General features: G+C 49.6%; 11 protein-coding genes and 1 tRNA gene. 6 read left to right on the forward strand and 6 right to left on the reverse strand.

The features are described from left to right. Nucleotides 1-39: 39 nt before the first annotated feature. Nucleotides 40-1,764, reverse strand: coding sequence for a SpoIIE family protein phosphatase (locus B7990_RS09560; protein ID WP_088640745.1), 1,725 nt, complete (start codon nt 1,762-1,764; stop codon nt 40-42). Nucleotides 1,765-1,850: 86 nt separating this feature from the next. Continuing rightward, nucleotides 1,851-1,926 (reverse strand) — tRNA-Asp (locus tag B7990_RS09565). Nucleotides 1,927-2,097: 171 nt separating this feature from the next. On the opposite strand from B7990_RS09565, the gene uvrA reads away from it, so the two are divergent. The 3 genes from uvrA (at nt 2,098) to B7990_RS09580 (ending at nt 10,261) form a co-directional block, all read left to right on the forward strand. Beyond that, on the forward strand, nt 2,098-7,389 hold the full coding sequence (gene uvrA, locus B7990_RS09570) for an excinuclease ABC subunit UvrA (RefSeq protein WP_088640746.1): 5,292 nt from the start codon (nt 2,098-2,100) through the stop codon (nt 7,387-7,389). Between the two features lie 68 nt (nt 7,390-7,457). Beyond that, nucleotides 7,458-9,680 (forward strand): SUMF1/EgtB/PvdO family nonheme iron enzyme, encoded by a 2,223-nt coding sequence (locus B7990_RS09575; RefSeq protein WP_088640747.1) that lies wholly within the window; start codon nt 7,458-7,460, stop codon nt 9,678-9,680. An 80-nt stretch (nt 9,681-9,760) separates the two neighbouring features. Continuing rightward, a complete protein-coding gene (locus B7990_RS09580) occupies nt 9,761-10,261 on the forward strand; it encodes a hypothetical protein (RefSeq protein WP_254917464.1) in 501 nt (166 codons plus the stop codon). A gap of 114 nt (nt 10,262-10,375) precedes the next feature. On the opposite strand, the gene ychF is transcribed toward B7990_RS09580, so the two are convergent. After that, on the reverse strand, nt 10,376-11,473 hold the full coding sequence (gene ychF / locus B7990_RS09585) for a redox-regulated ATPase YchF (RefSeq protein ID WP_088640749.1): 1,098 nt from the start codon (nt 11,471-11,473) through the stop codon (nt 10,376-10,378). 141 nt (nt 11,474-11,614) lie between these two features. Here ychF and B7990_RS09590 point away from each other — a divergent pair, with 141 nt between their 5' ends. After that, on the forward strand, nt 11,615-12,964 hold the full coding sequence (locus tag B7990_RS09590; RefSeq protein WP_088640750.1) for an MATE family efflux transporter: 1,350 nt from the start codon (nt 11,615-11,617) through the stop codon (nt 12,962-12,964). A 330-nt stretch (nt 12,965-13,294) separates the two neighbouring features. Here B7990_RS09590 and B7990_RS09595 read toward each other — a convergent pair whose 3' ends face one another. The 3 genes from B7990_RS09595 to B7990_RS09605 form a co-directional block, all read right to left on the reverse strand. Continuing rightward, nucleotides 13,295-14,833, reverse strand: coding sequence for a hypothetical protein (locus tag B7990_RS09595; protein WP_088640751.1), 1,539 nt, complete (start codon nt 14,831-14,833; stop codon nt 13,295-13,297). Between the two features lies 1 nt (nt 14,834). Beyond that, nucleotides 14,835-15,665: a DUF4423 domain-containing protein gene (locus B7990_RS09600; protein WP_088640752.1), complete on the reverse strand. Its 831-nt coding sequence runs from the start codon at nt 15,663-15,665 to the stop codon at nt 14,835-14,837. Between the two features lie 94 nt (nt 15,666-15,759). Continuing rightward, a complete protein-coding gene (locus B7990_RS09605) occupies nt 15,760-16,395 on the reverse strand; it encodes a M50 family metallopeptidase (protein ID WP_088640753.1) in 636 nt (211 codons plus the stop codon). 116 nt (nt 16,396-16,511) lie between these two features. Here B7990_RS09605 and B7990_RS09610 point away from each other — a divergent pair, with 116 nt between their 5' ends. After that, the gene (locus B7990_RS09610; RefSeq protein WP_088640754.1) at nt 16,512-17,522 is read left to right on the forward strand and encodes a type IV pilus biogenesis/stability protein PilW; all 1,011 of its coding nucleotides are present in this window, start codon (nt 16,512-16,514) and stop codon (nt 17,520-17,522) included. Further along, nucleotides 17,519-18,535, forward strand: coding sequence for an asparaginase (locus tag B7990_RS09615; RefSeq protein ID WP_088640755.1), 1,017 nt, complete (start codon nt 17,519-17,521; stop codon nt 18,533-18,535). The genes B7990_RS09610 and B7990_RS09615 overlap by 4 nt, the downstream gene beginning before the upstream one ends. Nucleotides 18,536-18,718: the final 183 nt, after the last annotated feature.

Raw genomic sequence — 18,718 nt, forward strand, 5'->3', positions numbered from 1 at the left:
TACAGAGTAAGTGAAAACAGCGGTTTCTAAAGTTGAAAATTACTTCATCTTGAACGCAAGCATCGTGATATCGTCGAACTGCGGGGCGTTCCCGGCGAAATCCTTGACCGCCATGCGGACTTTGCGGCACAGGAGGCGGATGGAGTCGTTTTTGGATTCGTTCAGGACGTTCTGGAGGCGTTCCATGCCGAATTCCTCGTCCTTTTCGTTTGTGGCTTCGGGAATGCCGTCGGTATAGGTGAAAATCGTGTCGCCTGGCTGGAGTTGCACTTCGAATTCTTTGTACTTGTAGCCTTCCATGCCGGCGAGGACGAATCCGCTTTTGAGGGGCGCGACTTCGAAATCTCCGTTCGCATGCTTAATGAATGGCTTTTCGTGACCGGCATTGGCGTAGACGAGGTGACCCGTCTTGATGTTCAGTACGCCGCAAAGGCATGTGACAAACATGTCGTGGACATTGTGCTCGGCGAGTTCGTCGTTCGCACGGCTGAGCGCTTCGGCGGGCGAGAGGCCTTGTTGCAGGTTGTGCCTCAGCACGATTTTGGAGACCATCATAAAGAGCGCTGCAGGTACGCCTTTGCCCGAAACGTCTGCAATCACGAGGGCCAAATGGTCGTCGCCGATCATGAGGTTGTCGTAAAAGTCGCCGCCAACTTCAAGTGCGGGGCGCATCATAGCGTAGTTGTCGAATCCTTCGACATTGACTGGCTTTGAAAGCGATGCTCGCTGGATTGTCGTTGCGATGGAAAGTTCTGTATGGACTTTCTGCTGCTTGGCCGTGGCTTCGGTCAAGTGCTTCACGTATTCGTCGAGTTCCGTTGCCATCTCTTCGTACGAACGCGCGAGTTTCCCGACTTCAGAGGTGAAATAAATGTACTGGTGGCATTTTTGCAGCGTGTTGTGGATTCTTTCGTAAATATCCGTATTCTGGCCGAAAGTCTTTGCAATTTCGCTCATGCTTTCGATGGGCTTTGTGATGGTGCGCTCCATGTAATAGAGGAATCCAAGTGAAACCCAGATGCCGATGTTCAGTAAAGCGCCGATGTAAAAGTAGACGTAGTTCCAGAGGTAAAGGTTATTTTCGCCGTATTTAAGAGCTATGCTCGGGTAGCTTGCGGTCCCGATGGCGACCGAGATGATGATGCTTGTGGCGAGGAAAAACAGAATAAATTTTTCATTGAGTGAAAACGAAAAGATGAACTTGGTAGACTTGTTCTGTTTTTTGCGCATTTTTCGCTGACAAATGAGCGAGGCGCAAATTAGGTACGGGAACCCCACAATCACCATCGTAATAAACTGGTTGAAGAAAATGTTTGCCGAGAGCATCGAAAGGTACTGTTCGTCGTACTTGAGCTTGATGACGCTTACGACCATGAATGCAGCGGCAAGCGAATCGAGAATGACAATAATCATGTATTGCACATTCTTGTAAACCTTGTCAAGCTTGAATTTGTTCTTGTCATTGCGGCGGAGGCGGTTCCAGATCACGGCGGGAACGTAGCCGTAAATAATTTGGACGAAAAATCCTGGGATGAAGATGATCGCATCGTAGCCTGAAATGATGTCTGCGACGAGGTTGGCGATGGCGCAGCCGAGAACGCCTGCAAATCCAAAAGAAATACCGAACAATAGGGGGAGTGCAGCTACAATGCGGACTTCGGTCGTGTCGGAAATCTTGAAAAGCTCTCGGCAGGGGTACCCGAGTACAAAGAAAATCAGCCCGCAAATAATAGCTATGAGTATATACTTATGAATTTTCTTCATAAAAACTCCTTCTTGTTTTTTAATATAAACATTTTTGGGAGAAGGAGAAAAACGAAAAGCACTTCTCAGAGAGAAGTGCTTTATCGCGGGATAGACGAGGCTTGAACTCGCAACCTCCGGCGTGACAGGCCGGTGCTCTAACCAAAATTGAGCTACCACCCCAAGTGGTCTGATTGATTTCTCAATCAGTGAACCATATTTAAAAACTTGTTTTGATTCAGTCAAGTCCTTTGGGCAAAAAAAGTGAAATTTCTTTTTAATATGGGATAGTTTTCTATCCAAATGTTCACTATTTTTTAGACAATTTGGCGGTCTTTTCCTATATTTGCGGTCATGACGAAATCTATTGAAATCCGCGATGCTCATGAACATAATTTACGCCATGTCGATTTGACGATTCCCCGCGACTCGATTGTCGTGGTCACAGGCGTTTCGGGCTCGGGCAAGTCGAGCCTTGCCTTTGATACGGTGTTCCAGGAAGGGCAGCGCCGCTTTGTGGAATCGCTTTCGGCGTATGCGCGCCAGTTCATCGGGCGTATGAAGCATCCGGATGTGGAAAGCGTTCGCGGGATTTCGCCGACGATTTCGATTGACCAGAAGACGGTGAACCGTAACCCGCGCAGTACGGTGGGTACGGTGGTCGAGATTTTGGACCATTACCGTTTGATGTTTGCGCGCCTCGGTGTTCCGCATTGCCCCAAGTGCGGCAAGGTGATTCAGGCGCAGTCGGTGGATCAGATTGTCGATAACTTGTATGCTAGCGACGAGAACAAAAAGATTTTGGTGATGGCGCCGATTGTGCAGGAGCGCAAGGGCGAATACCGCAAGGAACTCGCGGAACTCAAGGAAAATGGATTTGTCCGCGTACGCGTGGACGGGACGATTTACAGGCTCGAAGACGTGCCGCTGTTGGTGCGTTACGAGAAGCACACGATTGAAGTGGTGATTGACCGCTTGACGCTCGAACGCAAGAACATGAGCCGTTTGCGTGAGGCGATTGAAGGTGCGCTCAAGCTCACGGACGGAAAGCTTGTATCGTTCTTGCTGACATCGCAGGAGGCGGGCGCGGATGGTGCTGCGAAGGAAGAATACCGCTTGCAGGGTACGCAGCTTGCTTGCCCGAAGTGCGGAATTTCTATCCCGGAACTTGAACCGCGATTCTTTAGCTTTAACGATCCGAAGGGCCAATGCCCCGCCTGCAAGGGCCTTGGCGAAAGTTGCAAGTTCGATATCAATTTGATTGTGCCGAATCCGAATTTGTCGTTGAAAGAGGGCTGCCTTGCCCCGCAAAAGAAGGATGACGGCTGCATCATCTTTAGCGATTTTGGTTGGCGCAATTTGCGCACGATTGCAAACGAAATGCACTTTTCGCTCGATACTCCGTGGAATAAGCTCAAGACGGCGCAACAGGATGCCGTGCTGTACGGGACTCCGAGCGGGAGCGAACGCGGCGTGGTGACGATTATGCAGGAACTTTGGGACATGTGGCATATTTACCACTTCCGAAAGTACATGCAGATTGGTGTTTGCCCTGAATGTCACGGCACGCGAATCAACCGCATTGCGGCGGCTGTCGATTTCCACGGTCATAACATTTGCGAGATGACGGAATGGTCCGTCGAAAAGTCTGTCGAGTTTTTTGACAAGTTAAAGCTCAGTCCAAAGGAACAGCGCATCGGTCGCGAAGTGCTCAAGGAAATCCGCGGGCGCCTTGGATTCTTGAAGGCGGTGGGCCTTGGCTATTTGGACATTAGCCGCAAGGCTTCGACGCTTTCGGGCGGTGAGGCGCAGCGTATCAGGCTCGCAAGCGCCGTGGGGGCGGGGCTCCAGGGCGTGCTTTATGTGCTTGATGAACCGAGCATTGGACTGCACCCACGTGACAACGATAAGTTGCTCGAAATGCTCGAGCGCTTGCGAGCCCAAGGCAACAGCCTTCTCATCGTAGAACACGATGAGGATACGATGCGTCATGCGGACTGCGTGATTGATGTGGGCCCTGGCGCGGGTGTCGAGGGCGGTCGCATTTTGGCGGCAGGCACGGTCGAAGAGCTGGAGAAGAACAAGGCTTCGCTTACGGGCGCGTATTTGAGCGGTCGCAAGTCGATTGAAATTCCGTCGCAGCGCTTGAAGATTGATGCAAAGACGCCGAAGCTTAAGATTTGCGGTGCCTGCGAAAACAACCTCAAGAATGTCGATGTCGAAATTCCGCTCGGAGGTGCGTTTACCGTGGTCACGGGCGTTTCGGGCTCGGGCAAGAGTACGCTCATCAACCAGATTTTGCGCCGTGAACTTGCTCGCGTGTTCTACAATTCCGAAGAACCGGTTGGCAAGTTTGACCATTTGGAAGGTCTCGAAAACATCGACAAGGTCATTGAAATTGACCAGACGCCGATTGGACGCACCCCGCGCAGCAACCCGGCGACTTACACGAAAATCTGGGATGATATCCGCGATTTGTTTGCGGGTATGGAAGAAAGTAAGGTGCGAGGCTACACGAAGAGTCGCTTTAGCTTTAACGTGAAGGGCGGTCGCTGTGACGCTTGCGAAGGTGCTGGCGTGAAGGTCATCGATATGCACATTTTGCCGAGCGTGCAAGTCACTTGCGATGTGTGCGATGGCAAGCGCTTTAACGAAGCGACCAGAGAAGTTTATTTCAAGGGCAAGAACATTTCTGAAGTTCTTGACATGAGCATCAGCGAAGCTGCTGAATTTTTTAAGGACATTCCGAAAATTGCAGAACCGCTCAAGCTCCTTTGCGAAGTGGGCCTTGGCTATTTGACGCTTGGTCAGCCATCGACGACTTTGAGCGGTGGCGAAGCGCAACGAGTGAAGATTGCTTCGGAACTGCGCCGCCCGGGTACGGGCAAGACGCTTTACTTGCTTGATGAACCGACAACAGGTCTCCATTTTGAAGATATTCGCCGATTGCTCGAATGCCTGAATCGCTTGCGCAGTCTCGGCAATAGCGTCGTGGTGATTGAACACAACCTCGATGTGATCAAGTGCGCAGACTGGATTATCGATTTGGGCCCGGATGCGGGCGTGAACGGCGGTCGCATTATTGCGACGGGAACTCCCGAACAAATTGCCAAATGCAAAAAGAGCGAAACAGGGCGATACTTGGCTCCGGTGCTTGCGAAAAAGCATGGTGAAAACAAGCATTTTGAACGCACGGATGAAAAGGGCGAAGATTACTCGCTCGATATCGAAGTGCATGGCGCTCGCAAGCACAATCTCAAGAACATCGACGTGACGATTCCGCGCCACAAGCTCACTGTGATTACGGGCGTTTCGGGCTCGGGCAAGTCGAGCCTCGCGTTCCATACGCTCTTTAGCGAAGGGCAGCGCCGCTTTGTGGAAACACTCAGCACATATGCTCGCCGCTTCTTGGGCCGCCCTGACCGTGGTAGCATTGATTCCATTTCAGGCTTGGCGCCTGCGATTGCGATTGACCAAAAGAGCGCAAGCAAGAGTCCGCGCAGTACGGTGGCAACGCTCACTGAAATTTACGACTACTTCCGCATTTTGTGGGCTCGCGTGGGTACGGCTCACTGCCTCCATTGCGGAAAGCCGGTCAGCTCATATGCAACGGGCGACTTGATGCAGCATGCGTTTGACCGCGACCTCAACAAGATGGTGACGGTGCTTGCTCCGTTCGAAATCAAGGATGAAATTAAGTTGTCCAAGATTCTCACGGAAAAGGGTTACCGCAAGGCGTATCTTGGCAAAAAGCTTGTAGAACTCCCGCTGCCGAAAATTCCGATTCGCGAAAAGCAGTTGCTTGCCGTTGTGGATTCCGTGGTGGTCAAGGAAGAAAATCGTGCCCGCTTGGTCGAAGCGTTTGAACGTGGCTACCGCGATGGTAACGGCATTTTGTACGTGGATTGCGATGGCGAAGAACGCCTCTCGGCAAGCGAAAAGCCGGGCTGCCCGGATTGCGGCTGGTACATGGATTCCGCGCTCAATCCAAAGCATTTCAGTTTCAATACGCATTGGGGCGCTTGCGAAACTTGCCTCGGCCTTGGTCATTTCAAGGATGGCGAAGAATGCCCGGATTGCCATGGCGAACGCTTGAAGCCTGAATATCTTGCGGTGCGCATCTTGGGCAAGAACATCATGGATGTGCATCACATGAGCATTGCCGAAGCCCGCGACTGGTTTGCGAAAGTCGATTTCACAAAAGAAGAAAATGCGACTTCCGTGACTGCCGAAAGCAAAAAGACGATTGCGTCTCCGCTCCTCCGCGAAATCATTGGCCGCTTGGACTTCTTGATTAGCGTGGGCCTTGGGTACATTGGCCTTGACCGCGCGGGCGATACTTTGAGCGGTGGCGAGTCTCAGCGCATCCGCTTGGCAAGCCAGATCGGTAGCGGTCTCGAAGGCGTCTTGTATGTGCTTGACGAACCGACGGTTGGCCTCCATGAAAGCGATACCGCAAAACTTTTGGACACGCTTTACCGCTTGCGCGACCTCGGTAATACGCTTGTAGTCGTGGAACACGATCTCAAGATGATGCAGGCCGCAGACCACATTATTGATATGGGACCGGGTGCGGGTGATTTCGGTGGCGAAGTCGTTGCTGAAGGAAGTCCGGCAGAACTTGCAAAACCGTATGCGTTGCAGCAGTTCCCGCGCAGCGAGACGGTCAAGTTCCTCACGTATTCCACTCCGGTCGCAAACCAGCTGGAACCGGTGCTCATCACGGATGATACGGAATTTTACGAGTTCAAGAACCTCAAGGCAAACAACTTGAAAAACTTGTCTGTGAAATTCCCGAAAAAGGCGGTGAGCGTTGTCTGTGGCGTTTCGGGGTCGGGCAAAAGTTCGCTTGTTGTCGATGAAATTTTCCCGGCGCTCAAAAAGCAGTTCCAGGCATGCGGTCGCAAAAAGCAGAGCGGCGAAGTGCTGCTAGTCGATCAAAGCCCGATTTCCGGGACTCCTCGCAGTACGCCGGCGAGCTTCACGGGCGTGTTTGACGATATCCGCAAGCTGTTTGCAAAGCTCGAACAGTCCAAGATGAAGGGCTTCGATTACGGCCGCTTTAGCTATAACCTTGCGCGTGGGCGATGCCCCGCTTGCGAGGGCCGTGGCGCCGTTGCTGTCGAGATGCACTTCCTCTCGGACATCTGGGAAACTTGCGAAGTTTGCGGTGGCAAGCGCTACAACCAGGAAACGCTTACGGTCACGTTCAAGGGCAAGAACATTGCCGACGTGCTTGACATGCAAGTCGTAGAAGCCTGCGAGTTTTTCAAGGACCAGCCGAAGATTTTGCCGAAGCTCGAATGCCTCCGCGATGTGGGCCTCCCGTACGTGAAACTCGGTCAGCCGGTCACGACGCTTTCGGGCGGAGAATCCCAGCGCTTGAAGCTTGCTGCAGAACTCTGCCGCCGTCCGGCGACGGAAATGGTCTACTTGCTTGATGAGCCGACAACAGGCCTCCATTTGAAGGATATTCAGATTCTTTGGAACCTCCTGCGCAGGCTCTCGGCCCGTGGCGATACGGTCATTGTCATTGAACACCACCCCGATATTATCCGCTTGGCCGACTGGAAGGTCGAATTGGGACCTGTGGGCGGGGCAAATGGCGGTTACTTACTCGAAATGGGCGCAAATTCGTCAAAATAATGGAACTACTTTTCTTATAAGAAATTATTTTTCTAGGCTAGAAGGTTCCTAAAAAGACAGGAGTGCTTATGACATTTTCCCGATTGCTTCCGCTTTTGTTGCTGGTCCCGGCGTTAACTATGGCCGATGAGGATCGTAACTTTAAATTGACTTCGGAAAATTTTAAAGTCGGTAGTCTTTTAGATGGTAGTCTTTTGGAAAATGCATCCAAGAAAGCAATTGCGCTGGACCGTGCGATTGCTATTTCTCAGGAACCCGTATTTCCGTTGCAGCCCAATACGCTTTATCTTCGCTATAAGAAATCCGCTAAGGAGTATTTCTGGTTCTCTGGAGAAGCAAAGCCTGAAGAATATAAAAAGCTTCATGCTTTCAACCTTAAGGAAAACCATCTGAGTGCACGTGAAGTTATCGGACTTCGTCTGTACGCTTCTCGTCAGTATAAGGCGTTTCAGGATGAGTCCGATATTTATTTTGATGCAGAATACGTTTATTCCCCACGTGTGCCTAAGCTTTTGTTCATGAAGAATGGCCAGTGGCAGATTTTAAAAGAAAGTACCCATCCTGGAATGGTGCAAATCAAATCCGACGAAAAGGATTTGGATATCGTTGCGCTTAATTCGTCTTTGAAGGCTGGTTCAAAAGCTGTTTATCCAGTAAACGACGGTGTCTACATTTTCTCGTTTGGCGCCCCGGATAAGCTGCCCTATGTAGATGCAGGTGTTCTTAAACCTGGTGACGTGCTTACCTTTAATGTTAATTTCCCGGTTCCGGATTCTGGAGATGTTGCCCCTGTAAATATGTCTGTTTCGCTGGAGCAGGTTCATGCTCTTCAGACTGTAGAAGAGGCAGAAAATCTTTACGATGTATTCTCTTCTGAAGTGGATAGAAATTTCACGCGAATAGATACAACGGAATTTTCAAAGTTCTATCCGCCGGTAAAATCTGCCGATTCTCTTGGATTGGATGATTCGAACAAGGTTTATCGCAGTTATGTTTCTCACTATAATTTTAAGCGCAGTGAGGCCCAAACTCTTTGGCGTAATAAAAAGCTTGGAACCGTAAGTGAACTGTACAAGGCTTTCCATGCGAAGTTTGATAGTCTTCAGGCTCTTCCGGCCCAAATCAACATGACTCCGGTTTTTGTGAAAAAGATTATGAGCGCGACGGATTCGACAAAGATCGATTCTCTGGAATTCCGCTTCGGCATTGATCGTAATCGCGTTGAAACCACATGGAATGGTGTCGTTGATGAAATCCCGATGGATTCGCTTTTGAAATTGATGATGGTCGGCGATGGATCCTTTGTGACAACTCTGTTCTTAGCGAATAATAAGCCGGTGTGGGTGTTCAAGGAAGGTAAAATTGTCGGTCGATACCATTATCGCTATGATAAGCTCGGCTTCCGTATGGGCGATAAACTCATTTTTGGAAAAGGTGAGTTTACTTTGCCGTTGCACATCGCTGTTGAACCAGAGGTTGTTGAATGGCTTAAAAACCGTGCGCCGGAATCCTCTTCGTCTTCCATTGCAAGTTCATCATCTTCCGAGGTCGTGAAGGATACGGTTGTTGCTGAACCGAATAAAAAAATTATCGAACATGCGACTCGTGGAACTGTTGCCCTGATTGATTCTGGTTCTTTCCGTTTCCGTGGAAAAGTTGTTTCCATGTCTCCGTATGCCATTCATACAACAGAAGTGACTCAGGAATTTTTCCATAAGATTATGGGACTTCTGGATTCTGCCAAGCGTATTCCGGATCGGTCTGCGTTCAAGGGCGCAAATAAGCCTGTTCAGGGAATTACCTGGGAAAACGCTCAGTATGCTTGCAAGGTTCTTGGCGGTGATTTGCCGACTGAGGCCCAGTGGGAATTCGCGGGTCGTGCCGGTAGCAATGACGGAGTCCTCTGGACAGATGATGATGCTATGAGCGTGGGCAAATATTCGATCTTTGCAGAAAACTCCTTGAAGAGGGGTAAGAAAGACGCTGCCTATGGTCCGCACGATGTTGCAACAAAGACTCCGAATGCCTGGGGTATTTACGATATGTCAGGAAACGTCGCTGAATGGACTCGCGATAATTATTTTGCGATCACGTTCTCTATCGAAAGTTCTAATCCGACGGGTTCCTACTGGGGTACGAACAAGGTCTTGAAAGGTGGTTCCTGGAAAGACAAGGCCAAGAATTTGAACATGACCGTTCGTGATGACGAAGATCCGCGCTACTGGTCTGACCATATCGGTTTCCGCTGTGTGTTCCCGCTCGAACGAATTATTCAGGATAACAAAAAATGAGTAGCAACTCCAATAAAGAAAAAAGCCTTTTTAAAAAGCTGACAGCAATCCCTTATTTGCTTGTATTACTTGCTTTATTGATGCCTTTGGCAAATGTATCTTGCTCTGCAAAAGATGGTGGCAAGCCGATTGCCGAAATGACGATTTACCAGATTGCATCTGGTGTGGATCTGGACAAGTCGCTTGAAGAACCGGCTCTCGGTCAGATGCATCGCATGGTGAAGGAAAATCCGAAAGTTCTTGACCGTTTCAAAATGCAGATGCCGAATTTCCCGAAAATGGAACCGGTACATCATTTGTATGGTATTCTTGCCGCAGTATTCCTTGCTGCTGTATTTGCCTGGATAGTGCCTCTAGCTTCAACGGTGATGGGACTTTTGTCCATGGTCTCGTTGTGGTCCTTGTTGATGAAACTTTCGCAGGTGGGTGATGCTCTTGGAATTCCGCTACTGAAAGTTGAAGCAGGCATAGGCCTTTATGCCGCGAGCTTCTTGATTTTGATCGGGACGGCGATGAATATTGCAACTGTTATCCGTCCGGCGGTGATTGCCCGCCGCGAACGGAAGAAAGCTCGAAAGTAGAATCGAAAAAGAAAGGTCGCGAGTGTTCGCGACCTTTTCTCTTACATACGCTAGACTTGACTGGATCCTTCGACTACGAGGCATCGCCTCTCCGCTCAGGATGACAATGCTGTTTTACACGTTAAACAAGAAGTACATGATGTCGCCATCCTGTACGAGGTATTCTTTACCTTCCGTACGGACAAGCCCTGCTTCCTTGGCGGCGTTCCAGCTGCCATGCTTGAGGAAGTCGGCATAGCTCAAGGTCTCTGCGCGGATGAAGCCGCGTTCGAAGTCTGTGTGGATGACGCCTGCGCACTGCGGGGCCTTGAAGCCTGCGTGGAACGTCCAGGCGCGGCATTCCTTTTCGCCTGCGGTAAAGAACGTGCGGAGGCCGAGAATTTCATAACCCTTGCGGACAACAGAATCGAGGCCGGATTCCGTCATGCCGAGTTCCTTCAAGAAGTCTGCCTTGTCGGCCGGTTCCATGGCGGAGAGTTCTTCTTCGATCTTGCCGCTGATGACGATGACGTCGTGACCGTGCTTGGATGCGTATTCCTTGAGCTGATCCACATAAGCGTTACCGGTGAGGATGTCGTCTTCCTTGACGTTTGCGCAGTAGAAGAGCGGCTTTGCAGTGAGGAGGCCGAGATCCTTGACGATGAGTTCCATTTCTTCGCTGTCGTGCATCACGGTGCGAGCGGCATGACCTTCTTCCATGCTCTTCTTCAAGAGTTCGCAAGCAGCGAGGCGAGCCTTGGCTTCGGCGTTGCCGGTACGTGCGGACTTTGCTTCGGTAGCGAGGCGCTTTTCGACAGTGTCCAAGTCCTTGAGGATGAGTTCCGTTTCGATCACTTCGACGTCGCGGATCGGGTCCACGGAGCCGTTCACGTGAATGATGTTTTCGTCGTCAAAGCAGCGCACCACTTCCATGATGGCTTCGCATTCGCGGATGTGGGTGAGGAACTGGTTGCCGAGACCTTCGCCCTTGGAAGCGCCCTTTACAAGACCTGCAATGTCCACGAATTCTGTAACGGCCGGGACGATGGATTTCGGGTTGTAGACCTTCACAAGTTCATCGAGGCGGGCATCCGGGACGCTGACCATGCCGACGTTCGGATCGATGGTGCAGAACGGATAGTTGGCGGATTCTGCGCCTGCGTTAGTGATTGCGTTGAAGATTGTGCTCTTGCCTACGTTCGGGAGGCCTACGATGCCGCATTTAAAACCCATGATAATCTCCGATTTGTGGCGCTTGTAATCGCTTTATCCTATAGCGATTCTAGTCACCTGTTTTTTGCGATGTAAAGGTAGAAAATTGACCTTTAAGCTTAAATGTAAAAATCTAAATTTGCCGCGGTTTTAAGGTGCTGTATGGCAACGGATGCGTTAAAGACGAATATGGATATGTTGAACGGACCTCTCGGTCGGAAGATTCTGAGGTTTGCCGTTCCGCTTGCGGCGACGAGCATTTTGCAGCAGCTATTCAATGCGGCAGACGTTGCTGTGGTCGGGCAGTTCGCGGGCGATAAGGCTCTGGCCGCTGTCGGTGCGAATACTTTCGTTATCAATTTGCTGATAAACTTGTTCGTTGGCATCTCTGTCGGTGCGAACGTTGTCGTCGCCAATTCCATCGGCGCCCAAAGTTACCGCGCTGTTACCCGCAGTGTCCATACGTCGGTGATGGTTTCGTTCTTTAGCGGAATTTTCCTTTCGTTTATCGGCGTCTTTTTTGCAAGGCAAATCCTTTCGGCAATTTCGACACCTGAGGATATCTTAGACATGGCGGTGCGCTATCTGCGGATTTATTTTGCTGGCATACCGTTTGTCATGCTGTATAACTTTATTGCTGCGATTTTGCGCGGCAAGGGCGATACCAAGCGCCCGCTTTATGTGCTTCTTGCGACGGGTGCTATTAACGTGTTGCTGAACATCCTCTTTGTCGCGGGCTTTGGCATGGGCGTTACAGGTGTGGCTTTTGCGACCGTGATTGCAAATGCGTTGAGTGCAGGAACTTTGTTCTACTTTTTGCTCCATGAGGTTGGGCCGTTCAAACTCGAATTCTGGAAGTTGAGGATTACGCCTGTCTTTTTCGGGCGCATTATGCGTGTGGGGCTTCCGGCGGGGCTTCAGGGCGTCGTCTTTTCGTTTAGCAATGTGTGTCTCCAGTCGGCGATTAACAGTCTCGGTTCTGCGACGGTGGCTGCTTCTGCGGCTGCACTCAATTACGAGTTCATTGTCTATTACTGGCTCAATTCGTTCTCGCATGCATGCGTGACGTTTGTGGGGCAAAACTACGGTGCGAAAAACATAGCGCGTTGCCGTAGTGCGGTCCGATGGACGATCTTGCTTGCATCGACTTCGACGCTTGCGTTGAGCCTGCTCTGTTGCCTCTTTGCCGATCAGTTGCTTTCTGTATTTACGTCCGATCCTGGGATTATCGCGACTGGTTCTATCCGCATGAATGTCGTTGTGGGCTTGCTGTTTATCAATGTCTTTTTGGATGTGTTCTCTGGCGCATTACGAGGCATGGGGCAGTCTTTGGCTCCGGCGCTCACTTGCGTTGTTGGGGTCTGCGGTATCCGAATCCTCTGGGTGATTTTTGTATTCCCGATGTACCAGAACTTTACTTCGCTGATGGTAGTTTATCCGGTCAGCTGGATTGTTACCATAATGGTCCTTGTTGGGATATACGTTCACCGGGTGAAACGCCTGAAATTTTAATGTAAATGTTTGTTTTCTGAATTGCGCTTATACGCGCTATTGCCAATTATTTGACATTTTGTCAATGAACGAAAAATGGCTTTTTGGAAAAAAAGCCTTAAATAAACATAATTTATGGACATCCAAATACACTGCCGATTTGGGATTGGATTCTTGTGGTGCCTGTTAGTGTTGGAGAATAGGCGCTTCTGTATCGGATGGAGACTCGGATCACTTTTCTTCATGATATAAATTTAAGTGTCCTTGGCCGAACAGAGCTTTCAATCCCAAACGGCCTTATTTTATGCGCAGCTCTGTCATCCTGGCAATAGGATCCAGAGCTGTTTTCAATTACAGCAAATCGTCCAGATTGATTCCGTACATTTTGGCATTGTCAATCCACAGGTCTTCACCGTTGTACATGAAGATTGTGAAACGTGTAATCTTGTTACGGGTCACATTCCATCCGTGGTAGCTCTTTTTCTCGTCAGGACTTGTGAAGTCTGAAGGCTTGATGGCGACGCGTGTCCATTTTTCGTTGACGCTACCTTTGTACGTGGTTTTGTAGTTTGTATCGGACTCGATGATGGTTTCAAGAACGACCTCGAAATCACCGCTGCCTTTCAACCAGACTTCAACGGAATCCAATCTGCTCAAGTCGTGTTGCTTGTTTGCGATGCGTGTTCCAAGAACAACGTAACGACCTAATTTGTTGGCCTGATACTGCACGTGCAAAACGTTCTTGCCGAAAATGGAACTGTCGGCTTTCTCGATACCGCTAGTCGGGTCTTTTTCAAGAGCTTTGCTGATGGTTGCGCTGTCGTGTGGCTGGATGTACCAGTAGTTGTGCAATGGAGAGGGGAGCGCATTGTATTCGGACCCTTCTTCGAAGTCGAAAATGGTAACGCTGTTGAGGGCCTTTACGAGTGAATCGCTGAGACCTTCCCAGACATCGACGTCCTTGAGCTTCTGGGCTTTCTTATCGCCCCACATGAGCATCCACGGCCTTACTGTATCTGCGGCGTTTTCGACGCGGATATTGAGCGTTGCGCTGTTGATGGTCGTGTCCCAGCCGTCGATTTCAAACGGGATGAGGTTTCCGCTACCGTCGTAGAGTCGAATATCGCTGCCATCTTTTTCGGCTTTGCTAAAGTCGAAGTTCTCGTCGTTCAAGCGCATGACGAGGACTGTCGGGAAGCTGAGCGGGCGCATCCAGTCCGAGATGAGTTCGGAGGGCATAAAGCGGATGGCGTTTTCCGGGATTTCCTTATTGGGGTTCTCGATGAGTCCTACGTTTATCGTATCGCTTGTGGTTACCGTTGTAGAGACTTGCCCGATGGCGTTAAGGTCTTCTGCATCCCAGGCGCTTACGGTGATGTTTCCGCACGGAGCCTTCTGGATGACGAACTGTCCGAGCGTATCGGTCTTGACGATTGTGTTGATGCCTTGAACAGCGACCCAGGCGTAATCTGCGGAGTCTGGCAAGTCAACAAGCCCCATGACTGTTCCTGCGGCTTCGAGCGATGCACTGTCGAGCGTGTATTCGTGGTTAAGGTTGTTGAGCGTGTACTGCAAGACGATCGAAGAATCGCCCTTGGTAAATATGATAGTGTAGGAACCGTTCTTGTGGCCATCGATGTGCATCCAACCGTCGGTGCCCGTAGTGCCTTGATAGGTGTATTTGACTTTACTCGTTTCGGTTGTATCTGCAACATACCAGGAGGGGAGCACCTGATAGCGGATATTTGCTGCGGGCGCTCCGTCATCAAAGACTCGAATGGCGATGGCGTTTTCGATTTCCGTCGTATTCCCAGCAGAATCGCTACCTATACCGCAGGCGGCGAGAAGTACAAAGGGTACAAAATAAAGAAGCTTGTTAAAACTGTTCATTTTATTTTTCCTTCTTTTTATTGAGAGCGACGGGAAATAGGGCGAGATTCAGCTGCATAACGCGATCGGGGACGATGCATTTATCGACTCGGATCTGTATTTCTTTGCGAAATTCCTTGAGCATGTTCTTGATGTCATCAAATCCCTTTGAGTCAACAGCCATTGTGATTGTAGAGATGTCTCTGTTCTCTGGAGGGATTTCGCTCAGCGAACGGATCCCGAATTGCATGACCTTGGAATGGAAGCTGCGGATGGCTTCGGCCTTTTCGGCACCTTGAACTGTGATATGCGGGTCGGCGAGCCGGACTTTGCTGTTGTTGTTGATGGGCTGGATGAATCCAAGCGATTTTAAAATTTCGATGCTCTCTTGCGCTTGTTCTTCGGTGATCGGTGGAATTACGCTGCTTGCAATTTCTGGAATGTTGACGTTGCCGTGATTCACCTCGATGAGCGCTCTTACGACGATTGTCCACCACGCACTTAAATATTTTAGTTCGTTGTCCTTGAGCAAATGACGCTTGACATCCCGAAGCTGGAATGCCTTTTGCAAAATCTCGGCTTTCGTCTTTTCAGACTTTGTGCGCGATGCCACGATGAGCAAGTCAAAGTAGGCGGCTCCGCGACCGTCGAGTCCGAGCATTTTTTTTGCGGCGGGAACTGCGTGAACGGGAAGATTGCGTTTCTTTTGAACTATATAGTAAGCGTGACTTGAATCCAAGCCAAGCGTCTTGCCGAGAGTGCTAAAGGAATACAAGGAGTTGTGCTTTTTGTGCTCCAAGTAGTAATCCTTGATCATATCCCGGTAATCATCGTAATCAAAGATTTCTGCCATAACCAAACCTAAGTGAAATATACTTTAATTTTCTGAACTCTGCACACATATATTCCTTCTGAAGGTGCTATCGGTCACGCGTAATGTCTGTTTTTTAGTGAAGCGTCATTTTGCAAAAAACGAATATGATCGCGTATAATGGAATGGCGATTGCCCAGATCCCTTTTAAATAAAGCTTTAAATCGGCGGTGCTCATGGAGGAATGGTTGATAATCGAAATGCCGAGATATATTAGCAAGGTCTGCGCCCAGACCCCATAAGTTGTTGTAAGGAAAATGTATGAAACGAGAATGAAGCTTGCGATACCCACAATGACGGGTGCACACGCCGTAAGTGAGTGTTGCACGGCCTGCAAAAAGAAAGGGCCTTTTGGCTGGTAGGCGATATGTCCGAGCGATTCCTTATCGCGGTCGAAAAAACTTATTTCTGTAATTTTTGCGCCAGTGATAAATGCGAATAGCGCATGAGATAGTTCGTGGAGGATTGTGCCTGCGAGGGTCGCGTAATTGACGATATAGAACGCCGCTTTGTAACCGAAGAAGTAGCAAAAAAAGGTGAATTCTAGCCGTTCGATAAGATTGAGTAAAAGTCCGACGATGACCAGTGAAAGGATAATTGCAACGAGGATTATCCCGCTGACGGCGGCCGTGCCTTCGAAACCTGTTCCGCAGTTGACTACGTCGTAAAGCCAAGCGACGAATTTTAGGAGCTGTGGGTAAAGATTAAACATAAGGAGGTGTGGGGTAGGAATTTTAATGGAATTATAAAAATAATTTAAAGGATTAAATCTCCCCTGTAGATTTAATTGCTAGAATTATATAGGACTTATTTGATGGAAATAGTATTGTGAAGAAAAATTCGAATTGGATCAAACGCGTTGTTTGCCTTTTGCCAATCTATGTTGCTATGCTTGTGGGATATCTATATTACGAAAAAAAAGTCGAAGAAAGCATTCGATATGATGACATGATTGCAATGACAAATAAATGCCTTCGGATTGGCGATTGGAAGTGCGCCGAGCATTATGTCCGGGAACTTTTAAAGTCGGAACCGAACGATACGAATTTGCAGATGCACATGGCTGGCATTCTCTTTGAACAGGAACGTTATAAAGAGTGCATCAATTACATTGAAACGTTGAGTTTCAAACATCAGGATTTAGATTACCTTGTTAAAAAGTCAAATGCTTTGGAACAGGAATTAAAAAATCTCGGCGTTGAAAAGTCCATGCATTTCCGCCTGGAATTTGACGGCGGCCCTTCGAAAAAAGACGTGATGGAAGCGCTTGCCGTTTTGGAAGTTGCCTACGATTCGATTAGTAATTTGTTCGACTTCTTGCCTGAAAACAAGATTAGCATTGTGCTGTATCAAGAAGAGGAATATCAGGGAACGGGGCCGCGCCCGGACTGGGTCGCAGCCGTGTTTGACGGCAAGTTGCGCGTCCCGGTGAACATGATGGCTTATCGTGAAGTTTATCGCCCGGTGCTGTTCCATGAACTAACTCATTCATTTGTTCGTGCGATGACGCATGCAAATGTGCCTTGCTGGATGAACGAAGGAATTGCTCAGGTGATTGACGGCTCGCATAACAATGAAGAACGCCCGGTGGGGGCGTATCCGACTGTCGAATCGTTAAGAAAATCTTTTGTCAAAGAGAAGGACTCGGCAACGGTGAAAAAACTTTATTGGTTCTCGAGACGGATGGTCGAAGAACTTTTGTGGCGTGATGGCGGCGGTCCGGATGCATTCCGCAAGTTTGCCAAGTGCTTGCAGGACCTTCGTGAGCTAGGGATGGATGGCTCCCTGAAAAAGCATTATGGAACAACCGCTCAGGATTTGTTGGAGTCTGTAAGATGAAAAATATCGTGATTTTAGCGACGGGCGGCACTATTGCAGGCGCGGGCGAGCAAGGTAAGGATATTGGGTACAAGTCGGGGGCGATCAAGGCGCAAACGCTGATAGATGCCATCCCGGAATTGAAGAATGTGGCAAACATTTGCGTGGAGCAATTTTGCAATATCAATTCGGACGATGTCACTTCTGAAATCTGGATTGCTTTGGCGAAGCGGATTGAAGAACTCTTGCAGCGAAACGATGTTGACGGCATTGTGATCTTGCACGGGACCGATACGATGGAAGAAACGGCGTTCTTCCTGAGTCTGACATTGGATGGCTTTGGTTCGAGAGTCGTCGGGAATGTCGCGAAGCCCGTGATTTTGACCGGATCGATGCGACCTGCTACTGCCACAGAACCTGACGGCCCAGCAAACCTCCTCTTTGCCGTGAAAAGCGCTGTGTCATGCCCGCCACCGAGCGGGCATCACCTTCTCGTAAATGCGGAAAATACCGCAGGTGTTTACGTAGCCTTTGCTGGCAAACTGATGAACGCCCGTTCGGTGCAAAAAATTCATGCGAACGATTTGGATGCTTTTGCTGAATTGTCATGTCCGCCTACAACTTGTCATGCCCGCGAAGGCGGGCACCTCCCTCTCGAAAAAGCATTCGACATCTCGAATATGCGCGAATTGCCTCGCGTCTCTGTCCTCTACTTTAACGCTGATGCCGATGCAGAACTGGTGCGTTTTGCGGCTGAACGCTCGGCTGGGCTTGTCATTGCAGGCGCTGGCGCCGGTGAATTTTCTCGCGAATGGGCAGACGCTTTGTCGGATGTTGTTTCTAAAAATAAAATCCCCGTCGTGATTTCGACGCGAATCAATCGCGGTCGCATTGTCCCGGAGCAGCTCCTTGTGCCAGGAACGATTGCCGCTTACGATTTGCCTCCAGCCAAAGCCGCTGTGCTCTTGCGCCTTGCGCTAATCGTCACGACCGCCCCTGCCGCCATTCAAAAGTTCTATCAGAGGTATACATAGTAAGCGAGATGAGTGGTTAAATAATTTAAGGATAATGAAGGAACGTCGAGAGAATGGTGGCGTCGGCCAAGGATGGGGAGGGTGCAGGGAGGGGCCCGTGCGGCCTTCGCAACTCCGAGCTGGGGCCCCGCCCGCATGACGTACTTTTGCGTTTCAAAAACAATTAATTTTAGAGTAATTAAA

This window comes from Fibrobacter sp. UWB4 (assembly GCF_002210345.1).
Classification (GTDB): domain Bacteria; phylum Fibrobacterota; class Fibrobacteria; order Fibrobacterales; family Fibrobacteraceae; genus Fibrobacter.

Bases quoted from the DNA above. Each gene is read 5' to 3' on its own strand.
- uvrA (WP_088640746.1), top strand. From the start codon at position 2,098: ATGACGAAATCTATTGAAATCCGCGATGCTCATGAACATAATTTACGC.
- ychF (WP_088640749.1), bottom strand. From the start codon at position 11,473: ATGGGTTTTAAATGCGGCATCGTAGGCCTCCCGAACGTAGGCAAGAGC.
- B7990_RS09615 (WP_088640755.1), top strand. From the start codon at position 17,519: ATGAAAAATATCGTGATTTTAGCGACGGGCGGCACTATTGCAGGCGCG.
- B7990_RS09600 (WP_088640752.1), bottom strand. From the start codon at position 15,665: ATGGCAGAAATCTTTGATTACGATGATTACCGGGATATGATCAAGGAT.
- B7990_RS09560 (WP_088640745.1), bottom strand. From the start codon at position 1,764: ATGAAGAAAATTCATAAGTATATACTCATAGCTATTATTTGCGGGCTG.
- B7990_RS09595 (WP_088640751.1), bottom strand. From the start codon at position 14,833: ATGAACAGTTTTAACAAGCTTCTTTATTTTGTACCCTTTGTACTTCTC.
- B7990_RS09605 (WP_088640753.1), bottom strand. From the start codon at position 16,395: ATGTTTAATCTTTACCCACAGCTCCTAAAATTCGTCGCTTGGCTTTAC.
- B7990_RS09590 (WP_088640750.1), top strand. From the start codon at position 11,615: ATGGCAACGGATGCGTTAAAGACGAATATGGATATGTTGAACGGACCT.
- B7990_RS09575 (WP_088640747.1), top strand. From the start codon at position 7,458: ATGACATTTTCCCGATTGCTTCCGCTTTTGTTGCTGGTCCCGGCGTTA.
- B7990_RS09580 (WP_254917464.1), top strand. From the start codon at position 9,761: ATGCCTTTGGCAAATGTATCTTGCTCTGCAAAAGATGGTGGCAAGCCG.